The 20,757-nt window shown below is 35.6% G+C and carries 13 protein-coding genes; 8 read left to right on the top strand and 5 right to left on the bottom strand.

Annotation, left to right across the window (positions count from 1 at the left end; genetic code table 11):
- Positions 1-14: 14 nt before the first annotated feature.
- Together B4N43_RS15580 and B4N43_RS15585 are read right to left on the bottom strand one after the other, a co-directional pair.
- A complete protein-coding gene (locus B4N43_RS15580) occupies positions 15-770 on the bottom strand; it encodes an alpha/beta hydrolase (protein ID WP_145328256.1) in 756 nt (251 codons plus the stop codon).
- Positions 771-974: 204 nt separating this feature from the next.
- A complete protein-coding gene (locus tag B4N43_RS15585) occupies positions 975-1,685 on the bottom strand; it encodes an SAM-dependent methyltransferase (protein ID WP_286735530.1) in 711 nt (236 codons plus the stop codon).
- Positions 1,686-1,834: 149 nt separating this feature from the next.
- Between B4N43_RS15585 and apaG the strand changes: the two genes are divergently transcribed.
- From apaG to B4N43_RS15605, 4 genes are all read left to right on the top strand, one after another.
- Positions 1,835-2,221, top strand: coding sequence for a Co2+/Mg2+ efflux protein ApaG (gene apaG, locus B4N43_RS15590; protein ID WP_046673176.1), 387 nt, complete (start codon positions 1,835-1,837; stop codon positions 2,219-2,221).
- A 349-nt stretch (positions 2,222-2,570) separates the two neighbouring features.
- Positions 2,571-4,436: an ABC-F family ATP-binding cassette domain-containing protein gene (locus B4N43_RS15595; RefSeq protein WP_286735531.1), complete on the top strand. Its 1,866-nt coding sequence runs from the start codon at positions 2,571-2,573 to the stop codon at positions 4,434-4,436.
- Between the two features lie 92 nt (positions 4,437-4,528).
- Positions 4,529-6,388, top strand: a complete 1,860-nt coding sequence (gene mnmG / locus B4N43_RS15600; RefSeq protein ID WP_286735532.1) for a tRNA uridine-5-carboxymethylaminomethyl(34) synthesis enzyme MnmG — start codon at positions 4,529-4,531, stop codon at positions 6,386-6,388.
- Between the two features lie 78 nt (positions 6,389-6,466).
- Entirely contained in the window at positions 6,467-8,146 is a 1,680-nt protein-coding gene (locus B4N43_RS15605) for an Ig-like domain-containing protein (protein WP_286735533.1), read from the top strand.
- Positions 8,147-8,195: 49 nt separating this feature from the next.
- On the opposite strand, the gene B4N43_RS15610 is transcribed toward B4N43_RS15605, so the two are convergent.
- Positions 8,196-8,702, bottom strand: coding sequence for a gamma carbonic anhydrase family protein (locus B4N43_RS15610; RefSeq protein WP_286735534.1), 507 nt, complete (start codon positions 8,700-8,702; stop codon positions 8,196-8,198).
- A gap of 5 nt (positions 8,703-8,707) precedes the next feature.
- Positions 8,708-10,300 carry an L-aspartate oxidase gene (gene nadB / locus B4N43_RS15615; protein WP_286735535.1) on the bottom strand — a complete coding sequence of 531 codons (1,593 nt, stop codon included), beginning with the start codon at positions 10,298-10,300 and terminating at the stop codon, positions 8,708-8,710.
- A 3,154-nt stretch (positions 10,301-13,454) separates the two neighbouring features.
- On the opposite strand from nadB, the gene nadA reads away from it, so the two are divergent.
- On the top strand, positions 13,455-14,450 hold the full coding sequence (gene nadA, locus B4N43_RS15620; RefSeq protein WP_088163401.1) for a quinolinate synthase NadA: 996 nt from the start codon (positions 13,455-13,457) through the stop codon (positions 14,448-14,450).
- Between the two features lie 227 nt (positions 14,451-14,677).
- Positions 14,678-15,730 carry a thiamine-phosphate kinase gene (thiL, locus tag B4N43_RS15625; RefSeq protein ID WP_088163402.1) on the top strand — a complete coding sequence of 351 codons (1,053 nt, stop codon included), beginning with the start codon at positions 14,678-14,680 and terminating at the stop codon, positions 15,728-15,730.
- A 33-nt stretch (positions 15,731-15,763) separates the two neighbouring features.
- Here the strand turns inward: thiL and B4N43_RS15630 are convergent, their stop codons facing one another.
- Positions 15,764-16,552, bottom strand: a complete 789-nt coding sequence (locus B4N43_RS15630) for a segregation and condensation protein A (RefSeq protein ID WP_286735536.1) — start codon at positions 16,550-16,552, stop codon at positions 15,764-15,766.
- A 160-nt stretch (positions 16,553-16,712) separates the two neighbouring features.
- Between B4N43_RS15630 and dxs the strand changes: the two genes are divergently transcribed.
- A complete protein-coding gene (gene dxs, locus B4N43_RS15635) occupies positions 16,713-18,641 on the top strand; it encodes a 1-deoxy-D-xylulose-5-phosphate synthase (RefSeq protein ID WP_286735537.1) in 1,929 nt (642 codons plus the stop codon).
- 550 nt (positions 18,642-19,191) lie between these two features.
- Entirely contained in the window at positions 19,192-20,616 is a 1,425-nt protein-coding gene (dnaA, locus tag B4N43_RS15640) for a chromosomal replication initiator protein DnaA (RefSeq protein ID WP_046672557.1), read from the top strand.
- Positions 20,617-20,757: the final 141 nt, after the last annotated feature.

Below are 20,757 nucleotides of genomic sequence, written 5' to 3' on the forward strand. Positions count from 1 at the left end.
TTATTGCTTATTTATTATTCCTGTTCCAACAAATCTACTAATTCTTTCAACTTTTTTATTTGTGGATTATGATCTCCAACAAATTCAATTGTTTTAAAACCCATGGTTTTAGCCTTCTTATAAAACGGGTAAAAATCATCTTCTTCAATTGCTGTATCATCCATATAAGTCAAAATGTATGTACTTGGGATCTTAAGTCGTTTCGGATTTTTTAAATTAATCTTATCTGTCATTGTTTTTAGCGGGTGGGGGACATCTCTAGGAAACCTCTTAACGTCCTTCACCCAGAAAGGAAAAATATAACCATCCTTTTCTAATCTTAGCAGTCCATTTGCTGCAGTAGATTTCCCCATTAAGTTTATTACAGATTGTTGATCCTCCGGAAGTATAGCATCCAAGTAAACCAATTTACGTATTCTATCCGGAAGACTGTCGGCCACAGCCGTAATTACCATACCACCATAACTATGTCCCACCAGTATAATATCATGAAGATCCTCAAACAGGATCGTATTCACAACATCATTAACGTGAGTTTGCAATCGAATAGAGGTATCTGCTAAATGATAACGCTCGCCCAAGCCTGTTAGTGTAGGGCGGTAAACCGCATTTCCTTTCTTCGCTAACTCAACTGCAGTATTTTTAAACTGCCAAGCACCACCCCAAGCTCCATGGACGATCACATACGTAGAAGACTGCGCAGAAACATCTTTACCGAATCCAACTAATGAAAAGAAAAATATAATAAACAGTAATTTACAGTAATTCATTGTGTTATATATTAAAACATCCTCGACACTTCACAAAATCTGTTCAGAAACTGTATAGATAAGCCAGTTTACATTTTTATTTAAAAATTAGATGTGACTACTCACTCACTTTAATAAAACATGATTCAATCGAATAAAAACAGCTTTTAGCTTCTCAACTAAACTTCATCAAGGAAGATAGGGTAGGGGGGAGCTATAAAAACATCATGCATAAAGTAAAAAAATAGTAGGCTTTTTATGATAATCATACGATCGTTTTCTCCACTCACCAATCGTCAAACTTTGGATATTTTCATCGGCCGCAGTTACATTTGATGCAACACAGAGTAAGCTGGAAGGTTTACATATTTTTAGTAGATCAGCCAAAAGCTGATTATTTCTAAATGGAGTTTCAATAAAAATCTGAGTCTGCTTTTCGCGTGCTGATTGTTGTTCGAGATTTTTAATTTCCTTAGATCTATCAATTTTATCGATAGGTAAATACCCATGAAAAGCAAATTTCTGACCGCTAAATCCAGAAGCCATAAGCGCTAGTAAAATAGAGCTTGGTCCAACAAGAGGAACTACTTTAATACCCAATTGATGTGCCCGTGCTACAATAGAAGCTCCAGGGTCAGCAACACCAGGACATCCTGCCTCAGACATTAAACCAACATTTTTGCCCTGTTTCAAGCCTCCAAAAAAGTCGTTTATATTTCCCTTATCCCGCGCATGTTTTCCATAATCATGAATTTTTAGTTCGCTCTGCGGAATCTTTAAACCTGCAAGTTTTAAAAACTTACGAGCCGTTTTTTCATTTTCTACAATATACTCGTCCAATGAATTGATTGTTTCCACTAAATATGCAGTAAACGATTGGAAAGCTGCGTCATCACTCAATGGAACAGGAATTAAATATAAGATACCATTTGCCATAATACAAACCTACTAATTAAGGTCCATTTGGCTATACTAATTTTAAACTTAGCATTATTTAACCTTTTAAAATGATTATAATTTCGATTTTTAAACTCATTATTAGTATTTTAGCGTAAATATTCATTGCAACAATAAACATCATTCAAATGATCACACAAATTACAGAAGGCGTAAAAATCTCGGTTGAAACCATCTATCAATCAGAGTATTCGAATCCGGACCGTGAACATTTCATGTTTGCTTATCATATCAGCATAGAAAATCTCAGCGATTACACGGTTCAATTGATAAGTCGCTATTGGAAAATCTTTGACGCAAAAGGAGACTATAGGGAGGTATCTGGAGAAGGGGTAGTAGGCGAACAACCTATTATAGAACCTGGCCAGACTCATCAGTATACCTCAGGTTGCAATCTCAATAGCGAATTCGGATTCATGGAAGGATATTACAATATGATCCGAACACTGGACAACGGCAGCTTTCAAGTTGAAATACCACGTTTCAATCTGATAGCTGATTACGCATTGAATTAATTTTATCAAGGCAGTATCATTATTGCCAATTAATCAAATAACGAAGCTTTTTTCGCATCGAATAAGAAACTATTTCTTTATTTTTGCGAGCATTCCAAATGAACATGCCAACCTCGGGATATACTAATTTTACCCGATGGTAAATGCTAGCATTTGATCGTATGCCACCCGATAGATTAAATTAGTCAACAATCAAAACGATTATTGATTCAATATATAAATAACTGATAATCAATAGATATATAAATAAAGTATTGATTATCAACACGATATAAACTACCTAGAGAAGAAACCTCCTGGTAGTGTTTTGGCGTGTAAATTGACTGAATATAATTTAGGGTGATATAACGTGAGTATTTTAGCTACAGAACAAGTAAGCCATTCCTTCCATGATCGATGGCTTTTTAAAGATTTACATTTCGGTCTCCAGAAGGGAGAACGTGTGGCCTTGGTCGGAATCAATGGCACAGGTAAATCAACCTTACTCGCTATTTTAGCAGAGCGAATCTTACCAACCTCAGGAAAAGTTGTAAAAGAAAAAGGTATAAAAATTGGTTTCTTAGAACAGGATCCTGATTTCACAGGATTAAAATCAATCAACGATTTTATTTATAGTACAGACAACGATCAACAACGTCTTATCCGTGAGTACGAGGAGCTGTTATTGGAAACTGATATCGATCAGAAAAAATTAGAAGATCTTACAGAAAAAATAAGTTCATTGAATGCTTGGGAATATGAGCATAATATTAAGACGATTCTTAATCGTTTAAACATTATGGATTTCCATCAAGATATCAAAAGTTTATCAGGAGGCCAACGAAAACGCCTTGCCCTAGCCAAGCTTTTGATAGACGAACCGGATATTTATATATTAGATGAACCCACCAACCATTTGGATATAGAGACTATTGAATGGCTTGAAAAACTACTAACAACAGGTAGCAAAACCGTTCTTTTAGTAACACACGATCGCTACTTCTTGGATAATATCTGTACTGAGATTCGAGAGCTGGATAGGGGCAATCTCTTTACCTATAAAGGTAACTATTCTTATTTTCTAGAAAAGAAGTCCGAACGCGAAACTATTGATGCGGTTATGGTTGAGAAAAGCAGAAATCTACTTCGCCGTGAATTGGAGTGGATGCGTCGTCAACCACAGGCACGTGGTACCAAATCCAAATCACGTATTGAAGCATACTATGACTTGGAAGAAAAATCTAAAGCAATTAAAGGAAACGACTCGGTACAACTCAGTGTAAAAGTAAGCAGACAGGGCTCAAAAATACTCGAACTAGAACATGTTGCCAAACGTTATGGAGCAAAGGAAATCATACATGATTTTTCATACACCTTTAAAAAAGGTGATCGTATTGGTCTAGCTGGAAAAAATGGTACTGGAAAATCAACCTTTCTTAATTTAATCACGGGAGAAGAAAAACCTGATACAGGGTCTATAGCAGTAGGGGAAACCACAGTATATGGCTACTATAAACAGGGAGGTTTGGAAGTAAATGAAAACGATCGAGTATTAGATGTTGTAAAAAATATAGCAGACTATATTGAAATGGCAAATGGGGAAGTAATCACAGCTTCACAGCTGCTAACCCACTTTTTATTTCCACCTGAAAAACAATTTGGTTTCGTTAACAAATTAAGTGGAGGGGAGAAAAAAAGACTTCAATTAATGCGTGTTTTAATGAAGAATCCAAATTTCTTAATCCTGGATGAACCATCCAATGATTTGGACATTGATACATTAAACGTGCTGGAAGATTTTCTTGACAACTACAAAGGAGTACTCATATTAGTATCACACGACAGGTATCTATTAGATAAATTAACGGATCAACTTTTCATTTTTGAAGGAAAGGGGATCGTGCAGATATACAATGGAAATTATGCCGACTTTAAACTTGAACAGGAAGAAATCCAAAAATTAGAAAAGGAAAAACAAAAAAAGATAACCCAAGAACAGGTAAAGCCAATTGTAAAAGAGGAAAAGAAAAAACTCTCGTACAAGGAACAATTGGAATATAACAAACTAGAAGAAGAAATCGAAAAACTGGAAACACAAGTAGCGTTAAAAACGGAGGAACTAAACCAGGTAACAGATCATCTAAAACTTTCTTCCTTAGCGGAAGAAATTCAATCTATCCAAAAACAGATAGACGATAAATCCGAAAGATGGTTATATCTTGCTGATTTTATGTAAAATTTCACCAGAGGTTTCACGTGGAACACAAGAAAACGTAAATTTACAAAGAAATAAAAACACCACGTTTCACGTGGAACAAGAATAGAAAAATGTTTAAAAAATATAATGTAATTGTCGTTGGTGCGGGGCATGCCGGATGTGAGGCAGCAGCGGCAGCAGCTAACTTAGGTTCGTCCACTTTACTCATCACAATGAATATGGGAGTAATAGCCCAAATGAGTTGTAACCCCGCTATCGGTGGTGTAGCAAAAGGACAAATTGTAAGAGAAATTGATGCTATGGGCGGATATACTGGTATCATAGCAGATAAATCAACCATTCAATTCCGAATGCTCAATCTTTCGAAAGGTCCAGCTATGTGGAGTCCACGTACACAAAATGACCGAATGCGTTTTGCTGAAGAATGGAGGTTACAATTGGAGTCTCTTCCAAATTTAGATATGTGGCAAGATACCGTAAAAGAAGTTATCGTCAAAAATGGAAAAGCTTGCGGTGTCATCACTTCGATGGGAATAGAAATAGAATCGGACGCTGTGGTACTGACCAATGGAACTTTTCTAAATGGTGTAATTCACATTGGCGATAAGAAATTTGGAGGAGGTAGAACAGGAGAGAAGGCAGCCACAGGTTTAACCGAACAACTTGTTTCCCTTGGTTTCGAATCAGGAAGAATGAAGACAGGAACTCCACCACGCATAGATGGGAGAAGCCTCAACTATGCATTAATGGAAGAACAGTGGGGCGACGAAAAAAGAGGGCGGTTTTCTTATACAGATGTAGAAATACCTACCGAACAACGCTGTTGTTGGATTACCTACACAAACGATAAAGTTCACGAAATGCTTCGTACTGGGTTTGAAAAATCACCCATGTTTACGGGACGTATCAAAGGATTGGGTCCCCGTTATTGCCCTTCTATAGAAGATAAAATAAATCGTTTTGCCGAGCGTGAAAGACATCAGATATTCGTGGAGCCCGAAGGTTTTAAAACCGTAGAAATCTATGTTAATGGATTCTCGACTTCATTGCCGGAAGATGTACAATTAAAAGCTCTGCAATTAATCCCTGGTTTTGAAAATGCAAAGATGTACCGACCAGGTTATGCCATAGAATACGACTACTTTCCACCAATGCAATTGGATCTAACCCTAGAAACCCAATTGGTGAAACATCTATTTTTTGCAGGACAAATCAATGGGACTACTGGCTATGAAGAGGCCGCCGCTCAAGGTTTCCTAGCCGGGATAAATGCGCATCAACGGATCAACGATGATAAGGAACTTATTCTAAAACGATCCGAATCTTATATAGGTGTATTGGTCGATGATCTCGTAACAAAAGGAACTGAAGAGCCATACCGTATGTTTACATCAAGAGCAGAACATCGTCTACTTTTGCGCCAGGACAATGCTGATATTCGCCTAACCCCATTAGCTTATAAATTGGGATTAGTAGGAGAAGAAAGACTCAAAAAAGTGCAAGACAAAATTGATAACTCAACTAAAATAATTGAGTATCTAAAACAAAATTCAACCAATGTCGAAAAGATGAATGCAGTGTTAGCAGAAGTTGGCTCGAGCGCTCTTCCTCAGAAAACAAGGTTGAGTAATGTACTTGCAAGACCACAAGTTGGTATCCAAGATATTCTGAAAGGAGATGAAGGCTTTGCACACTATGTATCCCAATTTGATAACGACACCATCGAACAAGCAGAGATCAATCTCAAATATGAAAGCTATTTCGATAAAGAAATGGAAATAGTTAATCGTATGAAGAAGATGGAAGATAGAGAAATAAACCCTGATTTCGACTACAGCTTGCTAACGTCATTATCCATTGAGGCAAGACAAAAGCTATCAAAGGTAAAACCACGTACACTGGGACAAGCCTCAAGAATCTCGGGTGTTTCACCCTCCGATATCACTGTATTGATGGTACACATGAGTTAAAAAACTGATATACAAATACTTATATATAAAATATTACATAGCTTAAAATAAGCGATTTAAGACAATATTCTATTTTTTATGACAACTTCTTTAAAAGAAAATAAAAGTGGTTCAAAAAGGCTAAAAAGTAGCTTAAAAACAAGATTACTTATTTTAAGCATGTTTATTATGCTTATTGGCTTGTCCATACAATGTGCGAGCATACAACAGCCTACGGGGGGCCCAAAAGATTCCATTCCCCCGAAAATACTATTGGAAAGCCCTACGAATTTTTCGAAGAATTTTACAGCAAAAAAAATAGTTATCACTTTCGACGAGTATATCAAACTAGCAAATCAGCAAAAAGAATTCAGTATTACGCCAGACATGGGGAGTAACCCAGAATTCAAGGTCAAGAAAAAAAATCTAGAAATTACCTTACCTGATTCTCTCGAAAAAAATACAACTTACAGCATATATTTCGGTAAAGGACTAGTCGATTATAACGCAGGAAATGCACTGGTCAATTATGCTTATGTATTCGCAACAGGAGACAAAATAGATTCGCTCAGTATATCCGGTAATGTAAAAAGCGCAGTGACCAAAGAGGTCCAAAAAGATGTTAAAGTCTTATTGATCCCCACTAGCCAAGATTCCATTTTCGGGAAGAAGAAAGCGAATATATTTACGACAACAGACACTGCAGGCAATTACAAACTAAACAATTTGAGAGAAGGAACCTATCGCATTTACGCACTTCAAGAAAAGAACAATGATAGGATCTATAATGGCGCTGATGAAGAAATAGGTTTCCTAAAAGACTCTATCGTGCTAGCGCGAGACTTAAACAATATCAATTTGGAGATATTCAAAGGAACCCCAAAAAAGTTTAGAACGCAAGAGAAGAAATTTGAAAAAAATGGAAGTATACTTCTTATTTTTAACAGGCGAGTGGACAAACCCAAACTCAATATCCTAAATGATGAAGTAAACAACAAGGATAAAATAGTACGCTTTTCAAATACATCAGACTCCGCTACTTTGTTTATTCCAAATTTAAAAATAGACTCCCTAAAGCTGGTTCTGACAGAAAATGAAAGGCCATTGGACACCATTCTAATTAGAAAAGGGAATGTAAAAATAGAGCAGACAATTGATCCTATTTTTACCCCGAATAATGGGCGAGTAGATCGGATTACACACCTTCAGGTATCTGCATTCACACCGATCAAGAATATCGATAAAACCAAGTTGAAATTCAAAGAAGACTCATTGGTCCGAACCAATTACCAACTTGCCGTTGATACAGCGAATAGCAATATCTACCATATTCGATATAATTGGAGAAAAGATAAAAAGTACCAAATTGAGTTTACAGAAGGCGCCATAACAGGCTATTTTGGCGAGCAGAATAAAGAGAAAAAGCTGGATTTGACTTATGACGATAGTGAAAACTATGGGGATCTGACATTTGATTTTACAGATCTAGATAGCAATACAACATATCTGGTAGAGTTAATCAATGAGAAAAAAGATAAAGTCTACCGCGTCGACAAAATAAACATGAACAATCCGACCGTCGTATACAAACAGTATCCAGGAGGAAAGTATAGCATACGTGTAATTCGCGACGACAATGATAATGGAATATGGGATACCGGAGATGTCGAAAAGAAAACCTTTCCGGAACCTGTAATATATCTAAATAAAGTATTTACGATACGTGCTAATTGGGAACAAAAAGATAGCTTTTCATTGAATGGCCTCAAAAAAGAATAAGTGAGGCCATTCTAAAATAATAATTTAAAATATTGCTAATTCGATTAAGCTAAAACCAAGAGCTATACAGAACATAATTATGTGGTAGCTGCTGCAATAGATCTTTCTGCTCTTCAGAAAGTGTCTTTATCTTTTTCGCAGGTACCCCAGCATATAGAAATCCCGATTCACAGCGGGTGTTTTCTAACACCACTGCTCCAGCTGCTACAATAACATTCGATTCAACAATAGCATTATCCATAACGATAGCTCCCATACCAATGAGTACATGGTCTTCCAAAATACATCCATGTACCATAGCCTGGTGGCCTATACTTACATAATTTCCAATCGTTGTACCGCATTTCTTATAGGTACAATGTATAACAGCACCATCTTGAATATTCGTATAATTACCAATACGAATATAATTGACATCTCCACGTATTACAGCGTTAAACCATACCGAACAGTGATGCCCAATCTCTACATCGCCTACAATCGTTGAATTAGGTGCTAAGAAGCATTCTTCGGCTATCAATGGAGATTTATCCAAAACAGGTAAAATAAGTGCCATATTCCTTAAAAAATTGTGTCCTGTAGTACTTCCGAATGTTTAGGGTAGTCAGTTGTATAATGCAATCCCCTACTTTCTTTCCTCAACATAGCTGATTTTGTCACAATATAAGCTACTTGGATAACATTACGCAATTCACACAATTTAACAGAAAGCCTGGTATTTCGATAAAATTCTTCAGTCTCCTCATATAACAGATGTAATCGTTTAAGGGCTCTTTCCAGCCTAAAATCGGAACGAACAATACCAACATAGTCACTCATAATCTTTTGGCATTCGCGCAAATTATGACTTACTAAAATATCCTCATTTGAAAGTGAAGTTTTAGAATCATCCCATTCCGGAACGTCAACAATATGGTTAATCAATCCTATCGACTTTGTGGCGTCTAAGAAAATACGATGCGCATAAACAAGTGCTTCAAGAAGCGAATTAGAAGCCAATCTGTTTGCACCATGTAGTCCAGTAGAAGAACATTCACCGCAAGCATATAAATTAACAAGGCTACTGCGTCCAAAATCATCGACATAGATACCCCCGCAGAGGTAATGCGCCGCCGGTGTAACTGGTATAAAATCCTTCGCCATATCCAGCCCGATCGAAAGGCACTTTTCATAAATGTTTGGAAAATGCTTGATAATATCCTGTTTATCCCGATGCGTAATATCGAGGTAAACATAATCTATACCTGATTTCTTCATCTCGGCATCAATAGCTCTAGCAACGATGTCTCTTGGTGCCAAGGAAGCACGTTCATCGTACTCCTCCATAAAAGATTCACCATTGATCCTCCTTAAAATTCCCCCAAATCCACGTACAGCTTCGGATACCAAAAATGCAGGCGAATCCTTTGGATTATATAAAGAAGTAGGGTGAAATTGCATAAACTCCATATTACGTACCTTACCTTTTGCCCGATACACCATCGCTATACCATCTCCAGTCGCGATAGTTGGATTTGTTGTACTTGAATAAACATGACCGGCTCCGCCAGAGGCCATCACGGTGACCTTACTCAAAATCTGATCTACTAAATGTGATGAGGTATTAAAAGCGTAAATTCCATAACAGGTAATGTCTTCCCTATTTTTATGCACGTACTCACCCAGATGATGCTGTGTAATCAAATCAATGGCAAAGTAATGTGTTACAATTTCAATATTGGGATCACTATGTGCTTGAGCCAATAATGCACGCTCTATTTCGTAACCAGTTATATCTTTATAATGTAAAATACGATGAGCTGAATGTCCCCCCTCTTTTGCCAGGTCATACAAGCCCGATTCCTCCTTGTCAAATGATGTCCCATATGAAATAAGTTCTGCTATCCGTTCCGGTGCTTCTCTTACTACGTTTTCCACAATTTCAACATCGCATAAACCATCCCCAGCAATCTGAGTATCAATGATATGCTTTTCAAAGCTATCTGACTTATCCACAACGGCAGCCACTCCCCCTTGCGCATATTTTGTATTAGACTCATCCTCATTGGACTTAGTGACTATCAATACTTTACCGAATTTAGATGCCTTTAAAGCAAAGCTCAATCCAGCAATACCTGATCCAATGACCAAAAAATCTACCTTTCTATCTGCCATATAAATTAAAATTCACAAACTATCCCCAAAAGTGACGATTCAAATTAACGAAAAATGTGGAAAACGTGTAAATAAAAGGTTAAATAAAAATGAAAAGTATTTAACAATTCACAAATCCCCTATTTCGAAGCCTTATTTCTAAAATTTTTCCGCACAAAAATCCATAGATTTCCACATTTTCTAAACAAAAACTATTCAACAAAAATATATGGAAAATAAAAAATAAGATAAATTAGAATTTTAAAAATCAGCTCTTTAATAGATAAATCCTGTTGAAAAATTGTTGAAAACTCATTAAAAACCTAAAATCAAAATTGAAATAACCTAATTTATACCACTTTTCCACACCATAATAAACAATAAGAGATTTTCTATTTTAAATAATTAGTATTTATTGAAAAAAAAGATTGTGGAATACGTTCGAAAATCTTTGTTTAGTTTTGTCAAGTTCGATTAGAGGCGGTTAGATTTCGATATCTGGGAATTATAAAGTCCCCTATTGAAATATTTAATTCTAATTGAGTTTATATTATTTTTTTAATTTCCTATTGGCTTTTGAAGCGCTTTAGGATTGGATATTTATTTTATTTTTTTTTGTATATGGATTTAAAGTAGTTTCAGCGCGTTATTTATATTTTTTTCAGGAAAAATTTAGTTTTAAACCGTTTTATACTTGGATATTTTCCCTTATTGGATCTTATTTCAATTTTATTGAATTGTAACTGATAGAAATTGATGAAGGAATGGTTTAATTCTCATTTTGGTGCTATGAGATTTCAATATTTTTGGTTTTCAACCAGATAAATTCTTTTATTGAATTCTAATAGCTACTAATCTTTGCTTTGAGAATTTCTTTAAAAAGGTAATTTACTTGATTTTATTATTTTGATTTTAAGTCGTTTTAGGATTGCTTATTTGCTTATTTTTTTTAGAAATATTAGAATATTGCCTTCTCAACGAGTTTAAATTGGAGTACGAAATCTTTATAATTTTATCAGCAAATTTTTCAAAATGAAAATTGAACCTTAATGGTTATTGAAATTTTTTATTCCTGGATCGCGTTATTGTATTCGGATTGGCTATAATATCCGTTTGGTTCTGGCGTAATTGAATTTTAAACAGAATCTCAAAGTTATTGTTTAAAAATAAACCCGGTTAAAATTGGATATTTTTACAAAATCTGTTTTCAGTGCTTTTTATTGCATTCTATGCGTTTAAATAGTGAATTTTTTGCGATCTAAGTGAAATTTTAAAATTAGCTTGTTTATAATTTTGGATTGCAAATAATTTCTTCAAATAATTTATTGTAGAACAAACAATCTTACTATATTTGCAGCCCAACATCCATTAGATGGAGGAATTGTCCAAATTTAGATCAGTGAGATTCGAATATTGTGGATTATTGTTATGGAGTATCTTTTTATATCATTCTCAGAGCGTATTTTTCTAAAATAAAGCCCTTATGGATTGAATATATTGACTTGATTCGCTATTTGTTTCGAATATTTAATTCTAAGCGACTAAGTTGCTTTGAAAATGCGTTGTCAGTCGCATATTTAGTGTTATCTTGTAATATTATCTATATATTTGACTATCAAGCGGTTTAATTCACTAAATTTAATATAAATGTGAAAATTTATATTTTTCAACAAATTTATATTTCGTTATTATACTTATTAGTATCTTTTAAGTTGTATTTGTTGAATTTTTTGTGGTTTGTACCATAATTATCGCCAGATGCTTGGTCTAGCCGGATATACGCTCGGATTCTGTTATATTGAGCTTTTGAGAGAAGCTATTTACTGGATTCTTATCGGCATACTAGGTATAATTGATTTTATTTTGGCAGAATTCATCATTGATTCTTAAATTTTGTAAAATTAAATTGTGAATACTTTATTAAACCCTCTTAGAATTAAATAAATGTGCTCTCTTAGGTTATAAGTCGCTAATATTTAATTCTTATCCGCTTTATTTTGGATGCTGTAGGAGTCATTTAGTCTTTTATTTCAATTTCTGCGAATTACTCTCTTCTAGATTCGCTTCTACTCGACTCTTTTAGATTTTTTTATAAATATCCAATTCTTATAGGGTTTATTTTAACTATTTCATTCAACGCTATCGACCCTGAATTGGCATAAATTTACATCGCTACATTCCTATATTCATTTCTATAAGCTGCTAGTATCTTTATATGCAAATGTAAAAGCACTTATTCCAGAGATTATTGTTTTGTATTGATTGTCTCTGACCTATTTTTATTGATGAAAATTGATTTTCGCCCAATTCTGGCCTCCGTTGCTGTATGTGGTTGGTAAACGAAAAATATATAAACTTCAAATATTTGCGATTAGAATGGCATATCTAGGGAAGATGATGATACAATATCCTATAGACGATTCTGAGAGCGTTTATTTTGCTTTCGAAGCTATTTCGTACGCTTTCAATGCTGCAGGCATATACAGTTTACTCCAAATTTACAAAATAAACCCGCTGAGAATTTGATATAAAATTATTGATCAATCCAGAATCCATTAATCTCTCCTATAAGAGCTCAAAAACGTTTTTTAATCTGAAATGTTAATAAATAAAGCTTCCTTTTGTGCTATATTTTTCATTGTTTTGTAATATGCCTAAAAACGTTCCTTAGGCTATGAAGGTTTGATGCGGATGAAACTGATTTTCGAAGATCGAAATAATGTGAAATAAACCCTTTCAGCTTTTGGTATAAATGAAGAATTTGAATAGTTTCCTAAATATTCAAGTCTAAAAGAGTTTATATGGACGTAATATTGCGTAATTAAACTTTATATAAATTAATTTAACTATTAATATTTGTAAATGTTTAATTTGTATTTTTTAAATAGGTATTTCACTGTCAGTTCTGCAAGATCATGTAATTGGGCAACAGTTGTAGCTGTTCGATCAAATTTGAAAACTGACATTATCCAATAAGCTAGACTCGGTAGATCCGTTGTAATCTATTATTGATTAATAAGAGGTTTTATATCAGTGTTTTATCTGTTATTATCTAATAATGCATCACATTCAAGCGAGCGGTATATTACCACGACCTGATTAATTTGCTTTTAATTGACTTTTATATATCTAACAATGCTTATTTTTGCTGTTCATAAAAGTTGAAACTACTCGCATGGAAATTGTAAATTATGAGCTTCAAGCAAAAGGTTATATCGATGCTCCGATTGATCCCTCACTGGATTTGATTAAAGAGATCCAACGGTTAAAGAAAGAAAAGAACGCTGTCATCTTGGCTCACTATTATCAAGAGTCTGAAATTCAAGATATAGCGGATTATATAGGAGATAGCCTTGGTTTATCCCAGGAAGCTGCGAAAACTGATGCAGATGTAATTGTTTTTGCTGGAGTACATTTCATGGCTGAGACGGCTAAAATACTTTCACCGACGAAAAAGGTTCTTCTGCCAGATGCCAAAGCAGGTTGTTCGCTATCAGATTCTTGCCCACCGCATCTTTTCGCTAAATTTAAGGAACAATATCCTGATCATTTGGTCATCACTTATGTAAACTGTACAGCGGAATTGAAAGCGCTTTCCGATATCGTATGTACCTCTAGTAACGCTGTTCAGATCGTAGAGAGCCTGCCAGCGGATCAGAAAATCATTTTTGGGCCGGATCGTAATCTCGGAGCATACGTTAAAAAGAAAACTGGACGAGATCTTGTGCTTTGGAATGGTGCATGTATGGTCCATGAAATTTTTTCTCAAGATAAAATTGATCGTTTGAAAAGCGAGCACCCTGATGCTAAGTTTATTGCCCATCCGGAGTGTGAAGATCATATACTGGCGATAGCCGATTATGTGGGATCGACTGCCGGCATGCTTAAATTTACCCAGACAGATACGGCCCAGGCTTATATTGTTGCTACAGAATCAGGTATTCTCTACCAAATGCAAAAAGCAAGTCCACATAAGACTTTTATCCCTGCACCTCCTAATAATGCCTGTGCATGTAATGATTGCCCGCATATGAAGCTTAATACGCTTGAGAAGCTATATAACTGTCTGAAGTATGAATCGCCTGAAATCCTTCTTCCCGAGGATGTTATTCTCCGAGCCCAGCGTCCTATTGAACGTATGTTGGAAATATCGGCAAGTTTAGGCTTATAGAAATCTGCATAATTTTTGATCATACCAAGATAATAACTGATTGGTTTTCAATGGTCAATAATGATTTCGTTGAGCTGTTTATATGCAGTTCAACGAAAAGAGTCCAATGTATAAGCAGGGGGGCATTGGTCTTATAGTAAAACTTATTTTGTAATGCCATCCGGATATCTCTCTGGGAGATGATTATCAGCAGGCATTATCTATATTAAACTTTTAAACTTTTTAGCATGTTTGATTTTGAAAACACCGAGCGAACCAATTTGGAAGAAATGGGTGAGTTCGGCTTGATTGATTATATAAAAAAAGCTGTAGAATTAACAGAAAAATCCACAATTAAAGGGATTGGCGATGATGCTGCTGTTCTAGATTTTGGAGGTAAAAAAACCTTGATATCTACTGATCTACTGTTGGAAGGGATTCATTTTGATCTTAGATATGTTCCGTTAAAACATCTAGGTTACAAAGCTGTTCAGGTCAATTTGAGCGATATTTACGCGATGAACGGAATAGCTTCACAAATTACCTTTTCAATAGGTCTGTCCTCAAAATTTCCATTGGAAGCTGTAGAAGAGATTTATCAGGGAGCATTGATTGCCTGTAAGAAATATAATGTCGACTTAATTGGCGGAGACACTTCCGCTTCAGCCCAAGGCTTGGTTATTTCTGTGACAAGCATAGGTTATGCTGATACAGATCAGATCGTTTATCGTAGTGGTGCGCAGGAAGGTGATCTCTTGTGTGTGTCTGGTGATCTAGGGGCAGCTTATATGGGCTTACAGCTCTTGGAGCGTGAAAAGGATATCTATTTAGAAAATCCCAATGTACAGCCTGATTTAGAGGGAAAGGATTATATCGTTGAACGTCAATTGAAACCTGAAGCCCGGAAAGACATTGTTGAATTATTTGCCAAGCTAGGGATCAAGCCAACAGCGATGATGGATATTTCAGACGGGCTTGCATCGGAAATTCTACATATTTGCAGGCAATCTGACAAAGGTTGCAGATTATATGAGGAAAAGATTCCATTGGATCAGATGACTTATGATACGGGGCGGGAATTTGGTATTGATCCAACCGTAGCTGCACTTAATGGTGGTGAAGATTATGAACTACTGTTCACAATAGCTCAGGCTGATCATGATAAAATCAAAAACTTACCGGATATTAGCATTATTGGTTATATGACCCCAAGTACTGAAGGCTGTGAAATGATTTCCAAGTCAGGGAATCTTTATCCGATAACAGCCCAGGGTTGGAATGCTTTTAAGAAAAAAGATTAATACGAAAAAGACCTGTTCAAAACAGGTCTTTTTTTATGCTTCTTGCTCCTCAAGCCGGAGTTCCTCTACCTCATTTGGATCTCTTTCACCTACATTGAAATTGTTATAGCCTAAGCCCACTTCGATCTGTAATAATCTCTGTTGCAGCATTTCAAGAATTGCTAAAAAGTTATAAACAAACTGTATTTTATTTTCTGAGTTTTTAAGAATTTCTTGAAAATCCAATTTTTTATTGATTTCAATTAGTTCGGCTATTGCTTTCTTCTGTTGTTCAATGGTGTATGGATATTTGACAACTGTATGTGTTACTTCTGGGGGGCGATTACGGAATTGATACATCATTTGCTCGTAAATCATCATTAGACTATAAAGGTCGAAGCTATCCAAATTTTCTCCGGTAGAATCTAATTTTAGTCTTTGTTGGATATCATAGCGTATGTTGCCTCGATTGTATAGTTTGAGACGATCCTCCTCCAAGACTCTCAAATCTTCACAGGTCTCTTTAAATTGCTTATAAAGAATAAGTTTTTGAACAAGATCTTCTCTAAGATCGATTTCATTCTCATTTTCATCAAGATCTAGACGAGGCAAGAGCATTTTAGCTTTAATACGCATCAGTGTCGAAGCAACAAAGATAAACTCGCTTGCCATTTCCATATTGAGCGCTTGCATTTGGCTAACATACGATAAAAAATCATCTGTAATCTTTGAAATAGGTATATCGTGGATATTTAATTCATCCCGTTCGATAAAAAATAATAATAAATCAAAAGGTCCCTCAAATTGAGGAAGCTTGATTTCGTAGCCTTCTTCTACTTGCATATCTTATACAAATTTACATATAAAATCTTTTGGAATAACTTCGATACAAACTATTCATTATTTTATTTGTTGTACCTCAATATGTAAATGCGATTTAATTTTAAAGATTAAATAAAATTGTCGTTACTTTGTACGAACATATCATGTAAATAGCAGTACTATGCAGTTTGAGGCTGGAGAACTATTAAGTAAAATAAACGATCCCTCTGATCTTAAAAAGCTAAAGGAAGACCAATTAGAACAGTTAAGTCAGGAATTACGTCAATTTATTATTGATCAGGTTTCGGTTAATGGTGGTCACTTTGCAGCAAGTTTGGGAGTCGTCGAGTTAACGGTGGCGTTACATTACGTAATGAATACCCCGTACGATCAATTGATCTGGGATGTAGGTCATCAGGCTTATGGACATAAAATCCTAACGGGGCGTCGCGATATATTTCATACAAATCGAATTGAGAACGGAATTTCGGGCTTTCCGAACCGTTTTGAATCTAAATACGATGCATTTGGTGTTGGTCACTCGTCAACATCTATTTCTGCTGCGCTGGGTATGGCTGTTGCCTCTCAGATAAAAGGTGAGAAAGACCGTCAGCATATTGCTGTAATCGGTGATGGTGCCTTGACGGGAGGAATGGCATTTGAAGCATTGAATCATGCTGGAATTTCTAAATCAAATCTTTTGGTGATCTTAAATGATAACTGCATGTCGATAGATCCGAATGTTGGTGCATTAAAGGAGTATTTGACAAGCATTACCACCTCTAAGCGATACAATAGATTTAGAGACGATATAGCAGCAGTATTGACAAAGATTTCAGAAGTTGGTCCCAATGCACTTGGCATTGCCAAAAAGCTTGAAAAAAGCATAAAGGGAACTTTGCTGAAAAATGCTAATTTATTTGAATCTTTAAATTTTAGATACTTTGGGCCAGTTGACGGGCATGATGTTAAAAAATTGGCTAAAACGCTAGAAGATCTTAAACACATACCAGGTCCCAAATTATTACATGCTGTCACTATCAAAGGAAAGGGCTTCGCGTTGGCGGAGAAAGACCAGACGAAGTGGCACGCTCCAGGTTTATTTGATAAAATTACCGGTGAGATCAAGAAGTCTTCGAATGATAAACCGGTAGCTCCCAAATTTCAGGATGTCTTTGGACATACCTTGGTGGAGCTTGCAGAAGAGAATGATAAGATTGTGGGTATAACACCTGCAATGCCATCCGGTTCTTCCATGAATATTATGATGAAAGCTATGCCTGAGCGTGCATTTGACGTCGGTATTGCCGAACAACATGCTGTTACTTTCAGTGCTGGACTTGCAACTCAGGGACTATTGCCATTTTGTAATATTTATTCATCGTTTATGCAACGGGCCTATGATCAGGTAATCCATGATGTTGCATTGCAAAATCTGAACGTCGTTTTCTGTTTAGACCGTGCGGGCGTGGTAGGAGCGGATGGTGCGACACACCATGGAGCTTATGATATCGCATTTATGCGCTGTGTTCCAAATATGACGGTTTCTGCGCCGATGAATGAGGAAGAGTTACGAAATTTAATGTATACAGCTCAGTTACCCAATAAAGGTCCATTTGTTATTAGATATCCTAGAGGAAATGGTGTTATGCCAGACTGGAGTCGCCCATTTACGGAAATAGAAATTGGAAAAGGACGTCTTATAACAGAAGGGGAAGAGCTTGCTATATTGAGCTTTGGCGCTATAGGAAATGAAGCCGTTAAAGCGGTACAGCAGTTGAATGAATTGGGGATACACCCAGCACATTATGATCTTCGATTTGCTAAACCATTAGATGAAGTCTTACTCCATCAGGTCTTTAAAAAGTTTGATAAAATTATCACGGTTGAAGATGGAAGTTTGCAAGGGGGAATAGGTTCCGCTGTATTGGAGTTTATGGCAGATCATGGATATCATAGCCAAGTGGTTCGTTTAGGTATTCCCGATAAGATCATTGAGCATGCTGAACAAAATGCACAGTGGAAGAATGCCCACTACGATGCGAATGCGATCATAGCAGAAGCTAAAAAACTTTGTAATGGAAAATTGACCAGTTCAATGGTCGGATAAAAGTTATACACTATAAGAAACAAAAAAGGAGATCCATATGGACCTCCTTTTTTGTTTCTATAGTATAGCTTTTTTGGAGCTCAAAATTAATCTCATATGTTACAATGTGTTTTTTTCTTTCGGATAAATTATATAGATTTTTGTTTTACAGTTGGACATAAATAAGTTGAATCGTCCATTAGCAATGATGTTAAGTTGGCTTTAAATTCTTATAAATTTAATATTAAAAATATATGAACTAAAGATTGTAATTAGCTATTATTTTGGTTAATTTAGATTTAGACCTTAAGGACTGAGACGTAGTTAGTTTGCTACTTTTTTTGTTCTTTTTTTTCAAATAAATTTGGAATGTTAATAATTATTTTTAGAGATCAATTTTAGCGCTAGTTTTCCACAATTTTACATAGTAAATATCTGATATATAATGGTTTATTAATTATTTTATATTTTAGTTTTTTAGCTGATATTTTTTTGTCATCTTCGTTCTCAGAGAAAGTTATCAACATATTTTTTGTCGCGTATTGTAAATCAACTTATTAACAATTTTAGAATGGAAAAAACGTATTCAAGTGTCTGGAATAATTGTCTTTCGATTATCAAAGATAATATACCAGCGCAAAGTTTCAAGACCTGGTTTGAACCTGTGAAAGCAGTCCGTTTGGAGGGTGACGTTTTGACTATTCAAGTGCCTAGCTTATTTTTTTATGAGTGGCTGGAAGAACACTATGTAGGAATTCTTCGTAAGACCGTAAAGAAATTTTTAGGAGAACAAGGTAGATTGGAATACAATATTGTAGTGGAGAAGTCTTCAGCTTCTCATCCCTATACGACTAATCTTCCATCGAATGGCAATGGAGCAGAAGGGAAAAGACAATCTATCCCTGTACCGGTATCTTTAAATAGAGATATCAAAAATCCATTTGTTATTCCTGGATTGAAAAAATTGCAGGTTGATCCGCAATTGAATCAAAACTACACATTCGAAAATTTTATCGAAGGTGAATGTAATCGTCTTGCTCGTTCAGCAGGTTATGCTGTAGCGAATAAGCCGGGTGGTACTTCATTCAACCCTTTGATGATTTATGGTGATGTTGGTTTGGGAAAGACACACCTTGCCCAAGCAATCGGAAATGAAATCAAGAGAAATCTTCCCGATAAACTGGTCATTTATGTGTCTTGTGAGAAATTCTGTCAGCAGTTTGTGGATTCATTGAAAAATAATACAATCAATGATTTCGTTAACTTTTATCAAGCAATGGATGTCATCATTATGGATGATGTACATAACTTTGCCGGTAAAGAAAAAACACAGGATATTTTCTTCCATATTTTTAATCATTTGCATCAATCTGGAAAGCAAATTATTTTGACTTCAGACAAAGCACCTAAGGATTTAGCTGGTTTGGAGGAACGTTTGCTTAGTCGTTTTAAATGGGGATTATCTGCAGATATTCAGATTCCTGATCTTGAGACGAGAATGGCAATTTTGAAGAAGAAGATGTATTCCGATGGTATTGACTTACCTGAAAATGTAGTGGAGTACGTCGCAACACAGATCGATAACAGCGTTCGTGAATTGGAAGGAGCCATGGTTTCATTATTGGCTCAGTCTACTTTGAACAAAAAAGAGATCGATTTGGGCTTAGCAAAATCCATGTTGAAGAATTTTGTGAAGAATACCCATAAGGAAATTTCAATGGACTTTATTCAAAAATTAGTCTGTGAATATTTTGAAGTTCCTGTGGATATGGTAAAGTCGAAAGTTAGAAAGCGTGAAATCGTGCAGGCCAGGCAAATTTCGATGTACTTAGCAAAAGCACATACCAAATCTTCACTAAAATCGATTGGAGCATTCTTCGGAGGAAGAGACCACTCGACAGTCATTTATGCCTGTCAAACCGTAGAGGATTTAATTGAAACTGACAAGAAATTTAAAACTTATGTAAGTGACATTATGAAAAAATTAAAATCTTAATGTCAATTATCGTAAGCAAAACACTAGAAGGGCTGTCCATATTACTTGGACAGCCCTTTTTTAATGTATTTAAGGCCCTGTAAGGCATAAAAAATCCTCTGGATATGCATTACATACCCAGAGGATTTTCATTCGTTCTCG

The organism is Sphingobacterium sp. UBA1897 (genome assembly GCF_002337775.1).
Classification (GTDB): domain Bacteria; phylum Bacteroidota; class Bacteroidia; order Sphingobacteriales; family Sphingobacteriaceae; genus Sphingobacterium; species Sphingobacterium siyangense.

Bases quoted from the DNA above. Each gene is read 5' to 3' on its own strand.
- B4N43_RS15580 (WP_145328256.1), bottom strand. From the start codon at position 770: ATGAATTACTGTAAATTACTGTTTATTATATTTTTCTTTTCATTAGTT.
- B4N43_RS15585 (WP_286735530.1), bottom strand. From the start codon at position 1,685: ATGGCAAATGGTATCTTATATTTAATTCCTGTTCCATTGAGTGATGAC.
- apaG (WP_046673176.1), top strand. From the start codon at position 1,835: ATGATCACACAAATTACAGAAGGCGTAAAAATCTCGGTTGAAACCATC.
- mnmG (WP_286735532.1), top strand. From the start codon at position 4,529: ATGTTTAAAAAATATAATGTAATTGTCGTTGGTGCGGGGCATGCCGGA.
- B4N43_RS15605 (WP_286735533.1), top strand. From the start codon at position 6,467: ATGACAACTTCTTTAAAAGAAAATAAAAGTGGTTCAAAAAGGCTAAAA.
- B4N43_RS15610 (WP_286735534.1), bottom strand. From the start codon at position 8,702: ATGGCACTTATTTTACCTGTTTTGGATAAATCTCCATTGATAGCCGAA.
- nadB (WP_286735535.1), bottom strand. From the start codon at position 10,300: ATGGCAGATAGAAAGGTAGATTTTTTGGTCATTGGATCAGGTATTGCT.
- nadA (WP_088163401.1), top strand. From the start codon at position 13,455: ATGGAAATTGTAAATTATGAGCTTCAAGCAAAAGGTTATATCGATGCT.
- thiL (WP_088163402.1), top strand. From the start codon at position 14,678: ATGTTTGATTTTGAAAACACCGAGCGAACCAATTTGGAAGAAATGGGT.
- B4N43_RS15630 (WP_286735536.1), bottom strand. From the start codon at position 16,552: ATGCAAGTAGAAGAAGGCTACGAAATCAAGCTTCCTCAATTTGAGGGA.
- dxs (WP_286735537.1), top strand. From the start codon at position 16,713: ATGCAGTTTGAGGCTGGAGAACTATTAAGTAAAATAAACGATCCCTCT.
- dnaA (WP_046672557.1), top strand. From the start codon at position 19,192: ATGGAAAAAACGTATTCAAGTGTCTGGAATAATTGTCTTTCGATTATC.